Annotated in this window: 14 protein-coding genes; 7 read left to right on the plus strand and 7 right to left on the minus strand. The window is 44.4% G+C overall.

All coding sequences use genetic code 11. From position 1 onward, the window contains the following. Positions 1-123 precede the first annotated feature (123 nt). On the plus strand, positions 124-720 hold the full coding sequence (locus EYS00_RS19280; protein WP_130639550.1) for a porin: 597 nt from the start codon (positions 124-126) through the stop codon (positions 718-720). Between the two features lie 168 nt (positions 721-888). After that, on the plus strand, positions 889-2925 hold the full coding sequence (locus tag EYS00_RS19285) for a methyl-accepting chemotaxis protein (RefSeq protein WP_130639551.1): 2037 nt from the start codon (positions 889-891) through the stop codon (positions 2923-2925). Positions 2926-2963: 38 nt separating this feature from the next. Here EYS00_RS19285 and EYS00_RS19290 read toward each other — a convergent pair whose 3' ends face one another. Further along, the gene (locus EYS00_RS19290; RefSeq protein ID WP_130639552.1) at positions 2964-3587 is read right to left on the minus strand and encodes a hypothetical protein; all 624 of its coding nucleotides are present in this window, start codon (positions 3585-3587) and stop codon (positions 2964-2966) included. Positions 3588-3932: 345 nt separating this feature from the next. Between EYS00_RS19290 and EYS00_RS19295 the strand changes: the two genes are divergently transcribed. Further along, positions 3933-5294, plus strand: a complete 1362-nt coding sequence (locus EYS00_RS19295; RefSeq protein WP_130639553.1) for an efflux RND transporter periplasmic adaptor subunit — start codon at positions 3933-3935, stop codon at positions 5292-5294. A 7-nt stretch (positions 5295-5301) separates the two neighbouring features. After that, entirely contained in the window at positions 5302-8418 is a 3117-nt protein-coding gene (locus tag EYS00_RS19300; RefSeq protein WP_130639554.1) for an efflux RND transporter permease subunit, read from the plus strand. 16 nt (positions 8419-8434) lie between these two features. Here EYS00_RS19300 and EYS00_RS19305 read toward each other — a convergent pair whose 3' ends face one another. From EYS00_RS19305 to EYS00_RS19325, 6 genes are all read right to left on the minus strand, one after another. Further along, entirely contained in the window at positions 8435-9322 is an 888-nt protein-coding gene (locus EYS00_RS19305) for a Kelch repeat-containing protein (protein WP_373995581.1), read from the minus strand. Then, positions 9258-9509, minus strand: coding sequence for a hypothetical protein (locus EYS00_RS21290; RefSeq protein ID WP_373995582.1), 252 nt, complete (start codon positions 9507-9509; stop codon positions 9258-9260). The genes EYS00_RS19305 and EYS00_RS21290 overlap by 65 nt, the downstream gene beginning before the upstream one ends. Positions 9510-9636: 127 nt before the next feature. After that, positions 9637-10044 (minus strand): phosphate ABC transporter substrate-binding protein, encoded by a 408-nt coding sequence (locus tag EYS00_RS19310; protein ID WP_130639555.1) that lies wholly within the window; start codon positions 10042-10044, stop codon positions 9637-9639. A gap of 103 nt (positions 10045-10147) precedes the next feature. After that, complete coding sequence (locus EYS00_RS19315) at positions 10148-11248, minus strand: hypothetical protein (protein WP_130639556.1); 1101 nt, start codon at positions 11246-11248, stop codon at positions 10148-10150. Between the two features lie 144 nt (positions 11249-11392). Beyond that, positions 11393-13531 (minus strand): tetratricopeptide repeat protein, encoded by a 2139-nt coding sequence (locus EYS00_RS19320; RefSeq protein ID WP_130639557.1) that lies wholly within the window; start codon positions 13529-13531, stop codon positions 11393-11395. Positions 13532-13617: 86 nt separating this feature from the next. After that, the gene (locus tag EYS00_RS19325; RefSeq protein WP_130639558.1) at positions 13618-14055 is read right to left on the minus strand and encodes an META domain-containing protein; all 438 of its coding nucleotides are present in this window, start codon (positions 14053-14055) and stop codon (positions 13618-13620) included. 171 nt (positions 14056-14226) lie between these two features. On the opposite strand from EYS00_RS19325, the gene EYS00_RS19330 reads away from it, so the two are divergent. The 3 genes from EYS00_RS19330 to EYS00_RS19340 all read left to right on the plus strand — a co-directional run bounded on the left by EYS00_RS19330 (position 14227) and on the right by EYS00_RS19340 (position 20055). Beyond that, a complete protein-coding gene (locus EYS00_RS19330) occupies positions 14227-15420 on the plus strand; it encodes an MHYT domain-containing protein (RefSeq protein WP_130639559.1) in 1194 nt (397 codons plus the stop codon). Next, positions 15408-16142, plus strand: a complete 735-nt coding sequence (locus tag EYS00_RS19335) for a sensor histidine kinase (RefSeq protein ID WP_130639560.1) — start codon at positions 15408-15410, stop codon at positions 16140-16142. The genes EYS00_RS19330 and EYS00_RS19335 overlap by 13 nt, the downstream gene beginning before the upstream one ends. 268 nt (positions 16143-16410) lie before the next feature. Further along, complete coding sequence (locus EYS00_RS19340) at positions 16411-20055, plus strand: ExeM/NucH family extracellular endonuclease (RefSeq protein WP_130639561.1); 3645 nt, start codon at positions 16411-16413, stop codon at positions 20053-20055. Positions 20056-20064 lie beyond the last annotated feature (9 nt).

Consider the following 20064-nt stretch of genomic DNA (forward strand, 5'->3'; position numbering starts at 1 on the left):
TAACTGAATATCTGCTAGGCATTTCTTCAGTAAACTCGCAGAAATAATTCACCTTTCGTTCACCTTTGGCTTCTTACACTGTACCCAACTTTAAAAATGAAGTTTTAAACAAAAGGAAACGTTATGAAAACAATCTTGGCATCTCTATCACTTGTTGGCGCAATGACAATGGCGTCTTCAGCCTTCGCAGCACAAGATTATGACTTTGTACAATTGAATGGTGTGGTTAAATCTGAGTATTCAGATATTGATGAGTTTGACCTAAAAGGCTTTGAACTGCGCGGCAGTAAAAGCTTTGGCAGTAACTTCTTTGGTGAGCTTCGCTACCGCGATTTGGATGATAGCTTTTCGGGTGTTGATTTTGACGAATCACGTTGGAATGCATCGCTTGGTTATGTGATTCCTATGTCTAACAAGGTCCATTTTGATGTCCGTGCCAATTATGGCGACATTGATGTTGAACTGAGCAATGGTGACGAATCTATTGGTTTTGATACTAAGTATTATGGCGTGAGTGGTTACGCACATTACGGCTTAACTCAAGATGTTAACTTGTATGCAGGCTTAGAATATCAAAAGCTTGATATTGATGAAGGTGATGATCAAAAAGCCTATCACCTTGGTGCTACCTATACCTTTGATGCTGTAAGCGTGGGTACGGAATACGTTAAATATTCAGACAGCGATGCCTTAAGTTTATTTGTGCGTTATTCGTTCTAATCAAAACTTCCTATCATCTTGAATACCAAGCCAAACTGCTCATCAGTTTGGCTTTTTTCATTTAGCGTCACTCTTATATTGTCAACAATATCGTTAAAACTGTGTTGCGGAAATTTTCAACATCTGTTAATTATATACATCATATGTTTATAATGATAAGAATAAAAGATGTCCATATTTAACGCCCTACGAATTAAAACAAAGATTATTCTTTTAGCGGTTATACCCGCTCTGATCATTGCGTTCCTCGCACTCAAACAAGTCGTTGAAGCTCAGCAAAACCTTCGTCAGTTGGATACCATGCACACTGCTATGCAAGTTGCAGAAGAGACGGGGAAGTTACTGAGAGCTCTGCAATCTGAACGAGATTACTCTTTCGGTGTAGTAAGAGGAGACCCTGTTGGGAGTGAAGGCAAACAGTACATTCCGCCGTTGCGTGAAAGTCGCCAAACGACAGATACAACGCTGTCCAGATACACCCAGTTTGTTGCGAACAATAAAGATATTATCGAACAACTACCGGCGATGAAGGCCGCAATCGCTCAACTTACAGAAGCACTGCCGCATAAGTTAGAAGCACGAGATTATGTCGACCAAAATCGTATCCAAGATGAGCAAGGTCACTGGGTGTTAAATCGTTACGGCATGGCGATTCGCTCTACCATTAGGGTGATAAATACTATCAACCCCATTGCTGCAGAAAATCCAGATTTGTCGTTGGCGATCAGTACGTATGCGGCGCTACTCCAGTTGGATTACATCTACTCAATAGAACGGAGTTTAAAAATCCGAACCTTTGCCCGTGAGGACATTGATTACACTTCTCACGGAAACAACAAAGGCGTATTTAGACAAATTCAAGATGCGCAATCGCGGCTCTACGCTTACGCATCTTCGGATATTGTTGAGAAATATGAGGCGCATATTCGTTCTGAGAACCAAACAAGAATTCAAAAACTCAGACAGAAGTTACTTCACTCTGGAGGTCAGGAGCCGATGATGGGTCCCGATGAGTGGTTTGAGATATCTACCGATAATTTGAATGAATTGCGCGAAATTATTACTTTTGTGGAAGAAAAAATACGCCGTATTTCACAGCGCGAAGCTCAATCTGCTCAAACCATTGTGTATGTGCAGTTCGGACTACTAGTGGTTGTGCTCGCTCTGATTGGCGTGGTCTCACTACTCATTATTCGCTCAATTACCAAACCACTAAACAAGCTAGTGACCGATATTCAGTATGTGTCCACTAACAAGGATGTTTCCTTTCGTTTGTCTGCAAACGGAAAGAACGAGCTCGGTGAGTTAACGAGTGCGTTTAACACGATGCAATCGAGCTTTAACGAGGCGTTAGACGGCATCAAACGGGAAGTCACTCGTTTACTTGTATCCACAGCATCGGTGAGTTCCGCAGCTGTAGCGTGTAAGCAAACGGCTAGCAATCAGACCGTTGCGACGGATTCTGTATCGACGGCGATTTCGCAAATGAGTAGCTCGATTGAAGAAGTCGCCAGCATTACTCAGCAAAGTGCCATTGCGGTAAATAGTGCACACAGTAGCTCTGTTGATATGGCGGTACGTGCTGAGCAGAGCAAAGTTAAGATGGAAAACCTTGTGACCGAGTTAGTTTCGACTCAACGTCAAGTACTCAATTTAAATGAAGAAAGTGAAGTGATTGGCAATGTGTTAGAGGTTATCCAATCTATTGCTGAACAGACCAATTTACTCGCGCTAAATGCCGCCATTGAGGCTGCCCGGGCAGGAGAGCAGGGAAGAGGTTTTGCCGTTGTTGCCGATGAAGTCAGGTCACTTGCAAAGCGTACGCAAGATTCAACGGCACAAATACGCGAACAGATTGAGGGACTTCAAGCCGGAGCAAGAGAGGCTAGTGCCGGTGTAGAGATACTTAAACAACGGGGAGAAGAAGCAGTTAGCGATGCTGTAGATAGCTTGCAAGCTTTTAATGTGCTTAAGTCATCCTTGGATAATCTCAATAATATGTCCAGCCAAGTGGCTGCTGCAGCGGAACAGCAAAGTGCAGTCGCAAGTGATATAAACAGTCGCGTGCACGACGTTAAGACGGATATTGTGGGGCTAACTGGCCAAGTAGAAACCAGCGCTGAAGCTTGTGATGCTTTGGAGTTAACAACGAACCAATTGTCTGGTTACGTTGATAAATTCAAAGTGGCTGCTGTCAGCGCTTAGTCGCTAATGTTATGAAATTCGTCTTCTGTAGCCGATAGCTAAACTGCCGAGCAAAACCAAGTTAATGTCCAAGGCGCATTTACATTTACCGCAGCGGTTTCGAAACCAACTTCTGCAATACCTGTGTATAGCGTAGTTGGTTCTTGTGTGGCAGTAATATCAAATCGCACAGAAGTCACATCAGAGAAGAGAGCACCGAAAGAGAAGAAGCTCGCTAAACTGCTATCCACAGCAAGAGATACATCTTCAAAAAGAGCGACGACACCATTGGTGCTATCAAGTAGCGTAAGGGTGAACATTGTGACATCGTAACCAGCATTTGCAGCGATAATCCCCGGGGATGACGACTGATGATTCCATAGGTAAATACCACTTATCGCGGTCGCCGTATTAAAACCCCATGTGATTGAGCGCAGTGTGTCTGAAGGTTGTGTTGTCCAATGGTTACCCGAAACATAGGCGGAATGCACGTCGGTTTGGTCAAACCCGCTAGGCATACCACTGCCATTAATCGTATTTAACGCCTCTCCATTAAATCCACTATTTGAGAGATTATATTCGCTCGACGCAACGGCAGTATCTGCACGGATGAAAGCAGCATTCACCTGAAAAGACAAAACCAGCGAGATTAACAACAGCATTTTACGTGGGTGATACGACATCTCAGTCATCCTCTTTTTTATTTTTAGTCAATCGTAATTGATTAGTGTGCTTAAGCAACTCGTCAATCAAGCAAAATAAACGCCATCAAAAAAACGTCATCAAAACAAAATATTGCGATTTTGTATTCATCAGAGTGTAAAAAATGCTGACGATCGAACTTAATCACAACGCTCTACGTTAACCATCGTCGCTATAAAAGTTGCTGACATTGATCAGTCTAAATCTGTAATTGAGCTTTTCTTTGGTAAGTAGCGTAAATGTTTGTAAATGTCTTACGCTGAAACTGATTAAACATATAACCTGTAAATGTTTTAGCGCTCAAATTCACGAAGAGGAATAGATGTATGGGCTCCAGTGCCGACGACAAATCTGAAAATACACCGGTAAATGTGTATGAAAAACCCGCCCCTTGGTTAATCCACGGACTTGTTACGTTGGCTTTACTGGTGATTGCTTTTTTGGTGGTTTCAGCACTGTTTGGCTCTAAGCCATCGGCAAACCGTTGGGGCGATCGACCTGCGCCAAGCGTGGCGGTGGAAACCACACCTTTATCAACACAATCTTACAGCGTTTGGGTAGATTCGTACGGCACAGCCGAAGCACTAACCCAGAGCTTATTGGTGTCGGAGATTAACGGGCGCGTAGTGTCGGTGTCGCCAAATATTCGTACTGGAGCGAGTTTCCGCAAGGGTGAGGTTTTAGTTGAACTCGATGACAGAGATTATCAGGTAGAAGTTGACGTAGCAGCCTCGGCAGCCGCTGAAGCTGAACTTGCGTACCTTCAAGAGGTTGCGCAAGCTGAATTTGCCTCTCAAGAATGGAACCAAAGACCTACCAGTGAAGCGGCTCGCAAGCTCGCATTAAGAGAACCCCAACTAGCGGCAACAAAAGCCGCTTGGCAGGCTGCCAAGTCTCGACTAACAAGAGCTATTACTGATTTAGAGAGAACGAAAATTATCGCTCCTTTTGATGGTCGAGTGTTAAGCCAAACTGTAGATGTGGGTCAGGTAGTATCGCCGGGACAAGGGATCGCTGATATCTATGATACCGACGTGGTCGAAGTTAGATTACCAATAAAAATTCATGACTTGGAGCACTTGTCGCTTCCTGAAAGTCAATCTGAAGCAGATAACGGACCTATGGTAGTGCTTGAGAGTGACATGGGGAGCCGAACCTATCAGTGGAACGCAAGAATAGTACGTACGGAGGGAGCTTTCGACCCCGCGACACGTATGCTCTATGCCGTAGCACAAGTGGAGGCACCGTTTGTATCAACGAATGAGAGACCTGCCATTCGCATTGGACAGTTTGTTAGAGCAAAAGTGGCAGGGCATCGCTATGACGACGTTTTTGTCATCCCTCGCCGCGCAGTATCGCAAGATTTCTTTGTAAGTATCGCTCAAGAGGGTATTTTGCAGAAAGTTCAAGTTTCACCGTTATGGACAGACAGTGAGGTCGTTGTTGTTGCCAATAGTCTTATCTCAAATGACGACATGCTCACCGGCATAAACAGTGAACTTTCTGTGCTATCACCATCAGATGCGCTTATTTTAACACCTACAGCAAACTTACCTAATGGCACGCGAGTGCGCTCAATGGAAGATATTGTGCCTTCAGAGAACAGACGCAGGCCAAGCAATGCCGTGGGTAGTGCGGGAGTAGAACGAGGCGATTCTGTAGGCAACAATAACGGTACAGCGGAGTAAACAACGGATGATAGCTTGGTTCGCTAAAAATGATGTTGCCGCCAACATACTGCTGGTGTTGGTCATGTTAGTTGGGTTTTACGTAATGAAAACTCAAGTTGCTGTAGATATGTTTCCCGACATAGAAATAAACAATGTCAATGTGACTATGTCTTTGCCCAGTGCCTCTCCGCAGGAAGTTGAGGAAGGGATAACAATCAAGATAGAGGAGGCAGTACAGGATTTAGATGGCATTCGTACGTTGACGTCAACGAGTAGTGAGGGTAGTGCTACTGTTTCCATTGAAGCTATGGATGGTTACGATGTGCGCACTCTGTTAGATGAAGTAAAAATAAGGGTCGACGGCATCAATAATTTCCCTGTTGATGCGGAAAATCTACTCATTCAGGTCCCTCAATTCAGACAAGATGCCATCGGGGTCGTTTTGTACGGTGATTATGATGCGGTGACTCTGCGCCGCCTTGCAGAAGACGTCAGAGATGAAATTTCCCAATTAGACAAGGTCACCCAAGCGAGTTTAAGCAGCACCTTGCCCTTTGAAATATCCATAGAAATACCAGAATGGGCATTGAGGCAATACGATTTATCGTTGGAGCAAGTGGCAAATGTATTGCGCCTGAATGCTAGAGATGTGTCGGCGGGGAATTTGCGCACTGAGGGCGGAGAGATTTTCATTCGCAGCCGCGGTCAAGCGTACACCGCCAGTGAATACGCTAGTTTACCAATAATCACGACACAAGACGGCACCATGATTCGACTTGGTGATATTGCAAACATTAAGGATGAATTCGAAGAAACCCCTTTGCGCACGCGATTCAATGGGGTGCCCGCCGTCGAAATTGAAGTGTTCCGTACGGGTAGTGAGAGTATTATTGAAATCACAGAAGCGGTACGTGATTACATTGACCAAAAACAAAGCCAACTGCCGCAGGGGCTCAATATGGCTTACTGGCGAGACAGAAGTGAACCTATTAAAGCTCGCTTGGCTACCTTGACCCAGAGTGCTTGGCAAGGGGCATTACTGGTTATTGCTATGTTAGCGCTTTTTTTGCGACCCGCAGTAGCGTTCTGGGTGTGTTTGGGAATACCCATGTGTTTCCTCGGTGCCTTTATGTTCATGCCTGTATTTGGCGTAACCATTAATTTGATGAGCTTATTCGCGTTTATTTTGGTGCTAGGGATCGTCGTTGATGATGCCATAGTCACGGGTGAAAATGTTTATTCTCATCTGCAAAGAGGCGAGGAGCCACTGCAAGCGGCAATCAAGGGGACCAAAGAAGTAGCGGTACCCGTCACCTTCGGCATATTAACCACCGCAGCTGCGTTTCTTCCATTGGCTTTTCAGTCTGGGCGAGGAGCTTGGTACGCGTCAATTACCTTCGTTATTGTACCCGTGCTTCTGTTCTCTTTGGTGGAGTCTAAGTTAATACTACCTGCCCATCTTAAACACGTACGCCCTCAATCAGAAAAAACGTCAAAGCTCTCGCAACTTCAACAAAAAATAGCGAGGTCGTTAGAAGTATTGATTGCGCGTGTTTATCAGCCTGCGTTAGCACACGCCATGCGATGGAGATATGCCACACTGATGGCAATGGTCGCTTGCTTTATCATGGTGATGGGAACCTTAATGAGTGGGCATACCAAGTTCATCTTCTTCCCCCGAGTGCAAAGTGAAGTCGCTACCGCGAATGTCATAATGCCAGCAGGTACCGCTTTCGAAAGTACAGACAGTATTGTTCGTGCGATGACTAAGCACGCTCAAGACCTGCGAGATATGTATCGCGACCCTGATACGGGCGAGTCGGTTATCCGCAACATCTATTCTGTGAGTGGTGGTCGCAATGCCACTACTGGGCGAGTGCGTGTTGAAACCGTGCCACCTGAAGACCGTACTATTGATGTTGAAACTCAAGAAATCGTCAATGAATGGCGTAAACGTGTCGGTCAAGTACCGGGTGCTGAACAATTAAACTATCGCGCTGAAATTGGTGGTTGGGGCGGCTCTCCCATCGATATTGAACTTAAAGGTAAAGACAGTGAGGCATTGAGTGAACTTGGTGAAAAGCTGAAACAAAAACTCACCGAATATGCGGGAGTGTTTGATATTGAAGATTCATTGTCTGACGGTAAAGAGGAACTTCAATTAGAACTCAAGCCAGAGGCCCGTTTACTCGGTCTCGATCTCAACACGGTTGCGGGGCAAGTTAGACAGGCGGTGTACGGTTTTGAGGTGCAGCGCGTTCAACGTGGACGTGAAGAAGTAAAGGTCATGGTTCGTTATCCACTGGAAGCAAGGCAGTCTATTGAAACCCTTGAGCAGATGATGATCCGCATTGGACCCAATCAGGAAGTACCACTTTGGCAAGTCGCTGATGTTTATCCGGGGTTAAGCCCAACAGAAATTACTCGAATCGATCGCCAGCGTACATTATCGGTAACTTCCGATTTTGATAAACAGAATGCGGATATGTCACTGGTGGTCTCTGAGCTTGATACCTGGCTTGCGGAGAATATTAATGCATACCCAGGTGTGACTTACGAGTTGGCGGGTGAGGCCAGAGATCAGCGAGAATCATCTCAAGGATTACTTATTGGCGGCCTAGGACTCTGCTTATTGATTTACGTGCTACTGGCTATTCCATTTAAGTCATACTCACAGCCCATCATAGTGATGTCGGTAATTCCTTTTGGTATGGTTGGCGCCGTGCTAGGGCATTGGTTGATGGGACTCGATCTTACGTTACTAAGCTTTATGGGTATGCTTGCACTTGCAGGTGTGGTGGTAAATGATTCGTTGGTGTTAGTTGATTATGTCAATCAACGACGATTGGCCGGAGAGAGTGTTAAGAAGGCCGTGTATGAAGCGGGTGGCAGAAGGTTCAGACCAGTGTTGTTAACGTCGTTAACGACGTTTGCTGGCTTAATGCCACTGTTGTTTGAAAAATCGACGCAAGCACAGTTCTTGATACCCATGGCGGTGAGCCTAGGGTTTGGAATATTGTTCGCTACGCTAATTACCTTGTTTGTCGTGCCTATGAATTATCTCATTTTGGAAGATATCAAAGGTTACTTCAGGAGATATCGCGCAGACATGAAAGGCTTGTTAACTAGAAAGGCGTCGTAGATTATCCGCAGAGTGACTATTCAATATTATGAATAGTCACTTTACTGCTAACTTGCTGTTCGCTTTCCATACCACCAATAGTGATTAACGTGCCTTCAATATTGATAAGACCCCTGTGATCCATAGTTGCGTGGTTAGAGGTTTTTACTTCCCAATTGCGGGTTTCGAAATTAAACAGCCATGCCTGATTGGATGGCATTGAAGGTTCACCGTTGTAGCCTAATCCATCATAGTTGTAGGGGTTATCTGAGCCACCGATGAAAATAGCATTGTCTTGATAGCTCGCTGCGGCCATTCGATATCGCGCAACGCCAGTTGGATGCTCAACTTTCTGCCAGTTAATTTTTAAGTGGTTGTCTGGGTCGATAGTTCCCATTAAACATTCAGGCGACGGGGCAAATGTGCGTCGTTTTTCTGTTTGTGCAATGACTTTTACACCGTCACACACAATTATTTGGTTATCAACAATAACCCCCGCGTGGCCAAATACAGGAGGGACTAAAAACGGAGAGGCTTGTTGCCATGTATCGGTTTCAGTGTCATACACTTGAACCAGATTTACGTTACCGTCATTGTGCCAACCGCTGACAAGATAGATATAGCGGTGCTTATAAACCAGCGCTACTGAATCGTCCACAGGCACAGGCATAGGAGTAAGTTTTGTGTACGAGTCGTTACTGAGGTGGTAACGAAATACATCTGGAGATGATATTTCATTGTGATCTCTATCAACCGTGTATCCGCCAAATAGATATGCGTAGCCATTCACACCAACAGCAATACTGGCTAGCCGGCCCTCTGGTGTTATCGAACTAGGTACGGGTGATATGGACTGCCAGCTATCTTCGCCAGAATGTAATATCCATGCCTGATTGTGAACCGATGTGTAGTCGTTTTTTAGCACCAAGCCCCATAAAAGAGAGCAACGCGTATCCATTGTCTGTCGATACTCGTGCAATTGCATTGTTAGCCACAGCTTCTGGTAAGTGGGGGAATGAGGTGAGCTCAGCAGCGCTATTGTGTGAAAGCATTACCGCTACTGCAGTTGAGATGAATAACGTGCGAATCGAAGAAGATTTGTAAGTGAACATGAGGTGCTCGGTGAAGACTTTGAGGGGAGTCTAGCGCAATTCGAATTAGGATTTAAGACAAACTAGAACGTTTGTCACGGTACACAGAAAAGAATTTGCCCGAGCGAGAAGGCTCGGGCAACAGAGTTTAAAAAGTAATGATGGCCTTTACCGATCCGTCAACTGAAGCTGCGTCTACATAGCCAATTAGACTTGGGTTTTTAGACACAAGTTCAATGACTTCAGCATCGCTGGCAACCTCTTGCGGTGGTGTTCCCTTTCCAGTAAAGACGAGTTTTGACCAGTAAGCTTTAAGTTGGCTTGCAGACTTTCCTACCAAATTTTCATTGAAATAGTTAGTCGCAGCACTTCCTTCTGACTGGTTAACCGCAATGGCTTGTGAACCATCTGGGAAGGATTTGGCCTTGCCTAAAAATATACGCGTTATCGAAGAGTCGTCTAAGTTACTTGCGTTTGACGGATGAACAATAACCGCAATCTCTGCCATTGAAACTGAACTGAAAAGCGTCAGTAAAATAAAAGCTAGTGTTTTCATGACAAATATCCTCTAGAAAACCAAATCAACGCCAACGGTAAACACTCCCTGACTGTCGTCAGATGGAAGATTATCTCGTAGCGAATACTCTTTGTAGGTGTAATCAAATTTTTAGCGCCGCTGCCGGATTAAAGTCCCATCGATAGGTTACGCTGTGATTGTCGTTTTCCACTTCAGCTAAGAACACGTCATTAGCCACAAAATCTCTGGCTAACAGTGCACATTGGGTGGGATCTGCAGGATTAGGTGCTAAACAAAGTGTCGCGGGAATACCTGATACGGCGGAAGTATCGTTTGTGGCCTCCAGGAAGCTATAGGTGTAGATGATAGTTGATGAATCAAAACGTTTACCAATGGTGACATACGCCGCATCTGTCGTTTGGATAATTGAATCATCAACAGTGTAAGTCACCCATTCCACACCTAATATCCAGTCATTGTAGTCGACAGTAGCACCGATGCCGCCAAATGTGCCAGTGTCTTCTTCAATCACTATGTCATTGTACTTCTCAGGTTGCAGCGCAAAAAATGGTTGTATTGCAGATACGTCAGCACCTATGGTTACCGACGTTGCATAGTAGCTTGCACGAACCGTGAACCAGTCATAGGTTAGATCCACACTGAGACCTGCGAAATTCTCTAGGGTAGATGCCGTAGGCACACCACCAATATTTAAATCACCATCGAACTTACCATAAACGGCTTGAAGCTCGGCGTCCCACATTCCCAAACTGGTAGCGTAGTTGAACCTAAGGCCATCCATATTATTGAAGTTAACGTCGTACACTGCCTGTGGAGTGCGCGCCCAAGGGTAGGCATAGCCCACGTCTAAATACTCGGAGTACATAAACAGCGGTATTCGGATGCGGCCAGCGGATAAGCTCATCTCGTCATTGAATGAATAGGTTAAATATGCCCATTCAAAATCAGCATCATAATCATTTTCGCCACGAGCTAGCAGCTGTGCTGTAGCCGTGAGCTTATCTGAAATGTCGGCGGATACTTGCAGACCAAACAACGACTCAGAATCAAACGAAATATCATCGTCGTAACCAAACAAGTTATCTTGATCTGAATCGGTGGTGATACCACCGTAAATTGAGGCAAATCCATTAATGCGAACTTCGGCGCTTGCGTTCGTTGATGTCATCCCTAACGCTACGATCGAACCTGCTATCAGCAAGGTAATTCGATTCAACTTCATAACGTTCTCCAGTTTTTAGTGTGCACTATAAACGTAGGTTACTGGGAACTATTTTCCAGTGAAATGTAGCGTAATTATGTATTTTTTGTAATATTTTAGTGTTTTGGCCCAGTTAATAACACACTAACAAACATTATTACCGCTTTAGCGGTGCTGTGAAAAACGAGAGAATGCTTGTCTGTCGCCTGCTTTTTGCGCGAAATTGAGCCCTAACTCAACATTTTGCTGGGAAACACCAACGTCAAGTGATGACAGAAGCACTTTCACTGCATCAGCTGTTTTACCCACGTTGTCCAGAGCGAGGGCATAGATGTACCAGTACTGGCTTTCTTCTGGATTAAGCTCAACAGCACGTTCAAATGCATGAATAGCCTGTTGCTTTTTGTTATTTCTGATTAAATGCATACCGTAGCTATATTGCATGACACCATCATTGGGAAGTGCTTGAACAGCCGAAGCAAACAACTCTGCTTCAGCTTGGAAGTCGCCTTGTGCTCTCAGTAGATCTGCTAAATTAATATAATTTGCAGCGAAGAAGGGGTCCACCTCTATACCGTGCTGTAATAGCTTAATGGCCCCTGATACGTCACCCGATTGATAGCTCAATAAACTTTGATTTAAGTTACCTTCACCCCGCCAACGACTGACATCATTGGATTTGAGTAAATCATTGAATGCATCGTTGAAGCTTGTATCTCTTAGACCAAGACCCACTAACTGGTTGGCCGCCGCTACTCTTATGGCCCTGAATTCATCATTGAGTAGAGTTTTATAACTTTTAACCCGTTCTTGAGGAGCGAGTAGCATACCAATTTGCGCGGTTGCTAACCGAATTAACGGTTCTTGTGAGTTCACCCATCGACGAATTTGACCGTCGGTTAGTGCAGGTACTACACGAGGGAGTGAAGCGATAACGGTTGCACGTTTTATTACCGGTAATTCTTTACTATAGATAAGCTGAAATGCATGGGTTTGAGAAATAGACTCACCGTGCATGAATGCAATATAGCGTCTTTCCATTAATGACAGCGAGTGAGATTCTCCGTGCCATTGGGTCACGTGGGAATCTGCCCATTCATTCGTTTGGTCTTCATGGCAGTTTGTGCACGCATTTGGCGCACCAGTTTGCATGGAGATGCTTGGATTTGGTATTGAGAAACTGTGGTCCCGTCTTGCATCAACGCCCATGTAAATGGTTTCTGGCATGTGACAGTTTACACATTGAGCGCCAGCAGAATTATCGGTATGGAAAGTGTGTTTGGGAGTGTCAAAAACTTCTGCTTTGTGACATTGCAAACACAATGCATTGGTTTGCGTTTTTACTTTCATGGTGTGTGGGTCATGACAATCCAAGCAATTCACGCCAGCTTCGTACATTTTGCTTTGCAAGAAAGAGCCGTAGACATAAACCTCTTCTTTAATTTGACCATCAGGGTGGTAGAGCGGGGGCGCTAGTAAAGACGGTGAAAATTGGTCTAAAAAAGGAGTGTTGGGTGAAATTCCATCGGTAAGCGGACTTCGCAATGAATGGCAAGCGAAGCAATTGTCCATAAAAGTATTGTCTCGTGGCTCACCATGCCATGATGCGATATCTTCACCGTCTTTCAACAGCCATTGACCCATTGCTTTACTCATTGCTGAATCTAGGTGATTGTAGGATTCAGTCGGTGTTTTACTACCATGGTCTGGCATCTCGCCATGACACGACTGACACGATACATTGATTTCATTCCATTGGGTGTCAAAACTATCAGTACTGGCGTCGTAGTTTCGAGTTAGGCCCGATGAATGACAATCCGCACACATTCCATTCCAATTTTGCATGGGCTGCAACCAATGTAACCTATCGTTACTTGTTATATCTTCATCCGGGTATATGGGATACCAACGTTGACCGCCTTCGTTATTTGGGCGACTGTCCCAAGCGAAGGGAAAAACCTGCATGCGGCCGCTGTCTGTTTTGATGAGATATTCTTGTAGCGGGTAGTGCCCAAAAACATAGCTCACCATGTGCTCTCTAGTGTTATCACCCTCTGTGAAACTGATAAAAAACTGATTGTCTCGTGTGAAGAATGTCGCCTTTTGTGAATGGTGAGACACTTGAGCATTATTGAAATTACCAAGTACCGTATCTTTAGTGGCGATGTCCATTGCCTTGCCATGGTCAGAAGAAGACCATTGTGACACGATGTCGGAATGACAGCTTGAGCATTGACTAGACTCACTAGCCGAGGTTGCAGTAAAGGCAACAAGCAGTAGAAAAGCGGCGAATAATTTCTTCATACTGAGAGGCAAATAGATACGTATAAATGTCAGAACTCGCCAAACATAACATGATCGCCGCTTAGGGTCTTGTTTTTACATTAATATTAGTTCACCCAATCCCTAAGCTTGAGTGTGAGCGTGTGTTGTTTGCCCTTAAGTGTGATGTCTTTTTCAGACCACTCAATGTGACTCCAATCCACTAATGTACTCGTGATTGCCTGTTCAGTGTCCATCTCGTTAGGAATACACATTTTTCGTGTTTGCCCCATATTAGCGACGCGTAATTTGTTATCCATGAGCTCTCCCTGTCCGAAGAAGGAGTTACACCCCGAGAAACCATTGACAGTGAAGTTTTCTCCAAACTCTATGTTTGGTAAGCGATTATCTACATCTGGTGATAATGGCGTTCCATCAATGGCTATCACTTGCCAATTGTGATGTTGTAAATCAGTAACTGTAATTGGTGCTTTTGCAGTTGAGTAGCAAGCGCTGACCAAAACTGTGATGCAAAGTACAACCGCTGCGCGTTTAACATTAATCATAATCTCTCCATGGAATTAACACATCAGTTTGATAACGTAGTACTGCTTAGTTTGGTTTCAAATTTAAAAAATTCAACGAAAGTTGAAGGAGTTCTGCCCTTGGTTTGCAAGATCGAGTAGAAATAATCTGCCATACTTCAATAGCGCAATTAACAACCTTACGGAGCACTGATGGAGCATCAGCATTATTTTTCTTGGAGTATTGATGCAAGTTTGGCACTCCATGGAGAATACAACTTACTCTTAGTCTATGTTTCATATTTAGTTGCCTCTATCGCAGGGTTTTGTGCACTGAGCATATTAGGCTTTGCACGTAAAAATGAGCGCAATCGGGGCACATTGACAATTATTGGTGGCGTCACTCTGGGACTCGGGATCTGGGGTATGCATTTTGTGGGAATGCTCGCGCTCACTCTACCCGTAGTAGTGTACTACGACCTTACAACAACCCTCTTTTCCATCGTACCCGCAGTTTTCGGCAGTATTGTTTTTCTTTACTTGCTGAGTAGGCAAAAACCCAATCTTCCCACCATTTTATTCATCGGGCTTGTTTTAGCTACAAGTATTGCCGCGATGCATTTTATCGGTATGGCCGCAATGTCAATGCAAGCACATATGACCCATGACCCCATACAGTATGGATTTGCCATCGCCGTGTCTTGGGGTCTTGGAGTACTAACTATACTCGTACAACAAAAGCGAGTGGGCTTCCTAAACCAGTTACGTAAGATACATATTTTAACGTCGGGGCTATTATTTGGTTTCTCTGTTGCCAATATGCACTATTTGGCGATGAACGCGACGTATTTTTTCCCATTCCCCACCTCGCAACTCGCAGGGATCAGCAACGATGTATTATCCCTTGTCGCCGTGGGTTTTATTGTCATTTTAATGATAACGCTAATGGTGGTGTTGTATTTACAAAACAAAATTGGTGGGCTCCAGCAAGCGGCTACCGAACAGCAACAACGGGTTGTTGATACTGTCGATAACATGCAGGATGGTTTTGTATTGTGTGATGCTCATGGAGAAATTCTCCTCGTGAACCAACGATTTTCAGATACTTTCATAACACCATACAGCCCATTGGTGAAAGTTGGAGACAACATAGACAAGCTGTATCAAGACTTAGTGAGCGGGTTGTTTACGTTTGTTTCTCCTGTGGACAAAGCGGAGTTTGTGACAATCGTCAATGATATGTCAGACAAAAGCACTCAGATAAAGGTGCGGGATATTAATGGATACTGGTGGTTGTTCAGAAAAAATCGCACGGCAGCTAACATGATTATTCAAACTTGGTCTGATATTACAGATCAAGTCACAAAAGAAGCAGAGCTATTAGAAGTTAAAAAATGGCATCTTTAGGAGGCCTCGTTGCTGGCGTTGCACACGAGTTAAATACACCTTTGGGTGTTGGTATTACGGCTCTGTCGTCTATAAAAGACATACTTGAAGAAATTCAAACTTCTGTGCGCGAGGGAAAAATAAGAAAAACCAAACTTGATGAGTCTTTGGCAACCATTGATGAACTTGAAAAGCTCGCTGAAAATAATATGAATGTGATGGCTAGAATCATTCAACAATTCAAATTTTTATCCATTGATCAAACGGTAGAAAAAGCGAACTTATTCTCTTTAAACAGTGTGGTTGAAGATATTCGGAATGCGAGAAAAGAAGAGTTACAGAACGTAGGTATTACTTTTAATGTAGATATTCAGGACAACATCACGCTATTCAGTTTCCAAAAAGGATTAATTGAAGTCGTAAATAGTTTAATAAACAACGCTATTGATCACGCATTTGACAGTCAACCCGAGCCGAAAATTATTTTGGCAGCTATGGTGAGAGAGAATAGCGCGGTGCTAACGTTTTCCGACAATGGTGTAGGAGTAGATGTGAGCATCGCGCATCAGATTTTTGAGCCATTTGTAACCACTAAACGGAGGAATGGACAAGTGGGGTTAGGTTTGCACATTGCCTACAACCTAATCACTCAAAAATTAAAGGGTAAAATAAAGCTGTTGGATACTTCAACAACGTCAAATACCTGTTTTCAGATTGAAATTCCTATTGATATCAGTCACTAAACTAAATTGAAATATAGTCGTCATACTCACACCCTGTGTGTTACACATTTAATATCTGCCCATTCTGCTACCAATAACTACTGACCATTAGGTAAAAAAGCGCGTTAAGCTTAAGTTAATCGTAGAATAAACTTATCTAAAGTAGGTAAGTTTATGAAATTTAGAGATTATTAAATTTATTTGATTATTTTTTATAAGTTCTTGTTGTGCATACCTATGTATATAAATTAATACCTTCGTACAGTTTTTTGTATCTTAGGGAAACACAATGTTGCAAACAGATAAGCGCTTGGGCTCTCTCTCGCCCTTATTAACGCGCAAAGGCAAGGTCGCCAAGGCGACATTAGGTTTTATTTTGGCACTGCCCATAGCATTTACTGCCAGCGGTGCTGTAGTGTGGGAAGAAAACTTCGACAGTGCGGAAGGTAAAGGGGCCACCGGGAGTTCAGCAGGTGTAACGCTGGACATGACGGGTATTACAGCCTGGTCCATAGATGTTTCAGGTGCGCAACTTACTGCCACGTCAGATTGGTTCAAAGTTGTTAGCGGTCAACTCGAAGCTAGGGACGTTGATGGCGATGCTATTTGGGAGTCTGAAAGCATCGATATTTCTCAAAGTTCGGCTTTATCATTAGAAGTAGAAGCCTCTGAAGTCGACACACAAGAGTCTACTGACTACCTAGACGTCTTGTACTCTGTCGATGGTGGCGAGTTTATCTTAGTTACCCACCCCAATGGGACTGACTCACATACATTGGTTGATGATTTTACGGCAGTAACGGTGACTTCTGATATCCCTGACGGCAGTACATTGGTTGTTAGGATTGTCATGAAAAATGCAGCGAGTGCTGAAAAGCACCGCGTAGACAGCGTGGTAGTCAACGGCACTGCTTCAACAGGAGGCGGCGATGGTGGTGATGATGGTTCCGGCGGTAACGGTGATCCTGAACCAGATACCTATCGCACCGTGGTAAATCCTTGTTATAACTGCCCAGATTTAACTGCGGTGGCGTTGTTAGCTGATTATGATGCGGCAACCTATTACGCGACATTGGATGCGGCCATTGCCAATAATGAAAGTGCAGACAACCTCAAATCTATTGCACAGAACATTATTTCTACCGGTCACAATGTGTTGTCGTACTCAGAGGTGTGGTCTGGACTGACACAAACAGATGAAGATCCAACCGATACTGACAATATCATTCTGTTTTACAAGGGCACTGCGCTAGCAAAGTTCAGTAATGGTAGTGGCGACCAGTCTTCCGATCCAGACAACTGGAATCGAGAACACACCTGGGCGAGTAGCCATGGTTTCTCGAGTTCTACTTATACCGCTTACACTGATATTCACCATTTACGTCCTACTGACATTTCGGTGAATAGTTCGAGAGGAAACTTAGATTTTGACAATGGTGGTAGCGCACTAAGCGAAGCGCCAAGTAATCTCATCGATGGGGATTCATTTGAACCACGTGATGCGGTAAAAGGCGACGTAGCACGCGCTTTGTTTTACATGGATACTCGCTATGACGGTAGTGATGGCACTGAGGATGACCTTTCATTGGTCAACCGTTTGACCTCAACGTCTGAAGCGAGTCATGGTGTCCTGTGTACCTTGCTCACATGGCATGAGGAAGACCCGGTAGATACGTTTGAATCAGACCGCAATAATACGGTTTACGAGTTTCAGGGAAATAGAAACCCATTTATCGACAAACCGGAGTTGGTTGCCTTGGTATTCAACAGCGATTGCGACGGCTCGACGCAAGATCCTGGCGACGGCGATACTGATGGTGGTTCGGGAGATGGCACTGGTGACGGCAGCAGTGGTGATTCCGGCGCAGTTGCCCCCTCTGGCAACGAGTTATTTATTTCCGAATACATTGAAGGAAGTAGTTTCAACAAAGCCATTGAGATATTTAATGCCAGTGCTGACACTATCGACCTTACTGGATACGCGCTAAAGCTTTATTCAAACGGTGCTACCTCAACAACTAAGGTCATTGATTTAACTGGTACATTAGCGTCGGGGGCTGTGATAACTTTTGCTCATGGTAGCGCAGATACCATACTCACCACCGGATCTATCACCGATAATACAGTCATTAACTTTAATGGAGATGACTACTTAGAGCTCACCTTCAACGATACGGTCGTTGATGCTTTAGGAACCTATGGCGTTAAGTCAAGTTGGGGGGCAAATGTCACTCTTGTGAGAAAGTCATCGGTCACGCAGGGGAATCCAACTCGCGATGCTAGTTTTTCTTATACCAACGAATGGGACAACTATGCGAGTAACACGTTTGATTACTTTGGTGCGCATAGCGGCTCTGTTTCTGACCCTACCGACCCAGTAAGCGATCCCAAGCTAACTCTGATAAGCACAATTCAAGGTAATGGCACATCGTCGCCTTTAGTTGGTACCGATGTGATTATTGAAGCCGTTGTTACATTAGTCACCCCCGACCTTAATGGATTCTTCGTTCAAGAAGAAGCGAGTGATTCTGATGGCGACGCTATGACGTCAGAAGGCGTTTTTGTATACGATGCCTCTTTGACTGACTTCCCCACGCTGGGTGATACGGTAAGCTTTATCGGTGAAGTTACAGAATATAACGACCTTACTGAGATATTACTCGGTTCAGAAATTACCTTTGTTCGCAATGGAGATTACATACTCGATCAAGTGATTACTATGCCGTTTGATGAGGCAGTTGATCTGGAAGCTTACGAAGGCATGATTGTTCGCTCTACTCAGTCTTTGGTTGTTACAGATACCTATGACTTGGGACGCTATGGTCAGTTTACTGTCTCTTCAGAACGACTTATGATTCCCACTAATCAATACGTCGCATCGTCGGCAGATGCTTTGGCACTTGCCACTGCTAACAGTCAAAATACACTGATTATCGATGATGGTTCAAGTGCACAAAACCTTGATAATCTGCCATTTCCTGTAGGCGGTTTGTCACATACAAATACTCTGCGATTGGGTGACAGCGTTGTTAATTTAGAAGGTGTACTACACTACAGCTTCGGGGCATATAGTGTCATTCCCACACAATCGATAAACAGCGTACGCACAAACCCCAGAATATCTCAGCCACTACTGCTGACCAATGGTGATGTAACAGTAGCAAGTTTTAATGTGTTGAATTACTTCAATGGTCCGAGCTTCCCCACCAGCCGAGGAGCATCTTCGGCGTCGGAACTAAGCCGCCAACAAGACAAGATTGTTGCTGCACTTGTTGAAATTAATGCGGACGTTATAGGCCTAGTTGAACTAGAAAATGATGGTTATGAATCTGATTCTGCCATAGCTACATTGACTGACGCACTTAACAGTGAATTGGGGTCAAACGAGTACGCTTTTGTTACACCTCCATCAACTGTTTTAGGCGGCGATGAAATTGCTGTGGGTATTCTTTACAAACCTGCAGTAGTGTCACTGGACGGTTCTGCAATTACCTTATCAGAGTCCCCCTTTGATGACGGTAACCGTCAGCCACTGATTCAGTCTTTCATTGTCAATAGCAATGAAGAAAGCTTTGCCTTAGCAGTCAACCACTTTAAATCAAAAGGCAGCTGCTCTAGTGCAACAGGCAATAACGCAGACTCTGGAGACGGCCAGGGATGTTGGAACGAACTTCGCACACAAGCAGCCACAGGCTTACAAGCATTAATCACTGATAATCTTGCGACTCTGGGTGATCGGGTGCTAGTCATGGGCGATTTAAATGCTTATGCGATGGAAGAGCCAATCCTTTCTTTTACTGACAATGGTTACACCAATTTGGTGAATACGTTTGTGGGCGATGGTGCCTACTCCTATTCATTTGGCGGTGAGATAGGTTATTTGGATCATGCATTATCAACGAGCACCTTGTTGGACTATGTTGTCGATGCCTAGTGTTTGGAA

The sequence above is a fragment of the Alteromonas sp. KUL49 genome (assembly GCF_006538345.1).
In the GTDB taxonomy this organism is placed as follows: Bacteria; Pseudomonadota; Gammaproteobacteria; order Enterobacterales; family Alteromonadaceae; genus Alteromonas.

What these genes read in the sequence shown, in the direction of transcription:
- EYS00_RS19280 (WP_130639550.1), top strand. Translation starts at nt 124, where the DNA reads ATGAAAACAATCTTGGCATCTCTATCACTTGTTGGCGCAATGACAATG.
- EYS00_RS19285 (WP_130639551.1), top strand. Translation starts at nt 889, where the DNA reads ATGTCCATATTTAACGCCCTACGAATTAAAACAAAGATTATTCTTTTA.
- EYS00_RS19290 (WP_130639552.1), bottom strand. Translation starts at nt 3,587, where the DNA reads ATGTCGTATCACCCACGTAAAATGCTGTTGTTAATCTCGCTGGTTTTG.
- EYS00_RS19295 (WP_130639553.1), top strand. Translation starts at nt 3,933, where the DNA reads ATGGGCTCCAGTGCCGACGACAAATCTGAAAATACACCGGTAAATGTG.
- EYS00_RS19300 (WP_130639554.1), top strand. Translation starts at nt 5,302, where the DNA reads ATGATAGCTTGGTTCGCTAAAAATGATGTTGCCGCCAACATACTGCTG.
- EYS00_RS21290 (WP_373995582.1), bottom strand. Translation starts at nt 9,509, where the DNA reads ATGTTCACTTACAAATCTTCTTCGATTCGCACGTTATTCATCTCAACT.
- EYS00_RS19310 (WP_130639555.1), bottom strand. Translation starts at nt 10,044, where the DNA reads ATGAAAACACTAGCTTTTATTTTACTGACGCTTTTCAGTTCAGTTTCA.
- EYS00_RS19315 (WP_130639556.1), bottom strand. Translation starts at nt 11,248, where the DNA reads ATGAAGTTGAATCGAATTACCTTGCTGATAGCAGGTTCGATCGTAGCG.
- EYS00_RS19320 (WP_130639557.1), bottom strand. Translation starts at nt 13,531, where the DNA reads ATGAAGAAATTATTCGCCGCTTTTCTACTGCTTGTTGCCTTTACTGCA.
- EYS00_RS19325 (WP_130639558.1), bottom strand. Translation starts at nt 14,055, where the DNA reads ATGATTAATGTTAAACGCGCAGCGGTTGTACTTTGCATCACAGTTTTG.
- EYS00_RS19330 (WP_130639559.1), top strand. Translation starts at nt 14,227, where the DNA reads ATGGAGCATCAGCATTATTTTTCTTGGAGTATTGATGCAAGTTTGGCA.
- EYS00_RS19335 (WP_130639560.1), top strand. Translation starts at nt 15,408, where the DNA reads ATGGCATCTTTAGGAGGCCTCGTTGCTGGCGTTGCACACGAGTTAAAT.
- EYS00_RS19340 (WP_130639561.1), top strand. Translation starts at nt 16,411, where the DNA reads ATGTTGCAAACAGATAAGCGCTTGGGCTCTCTCTCGCCCTTATTAACG.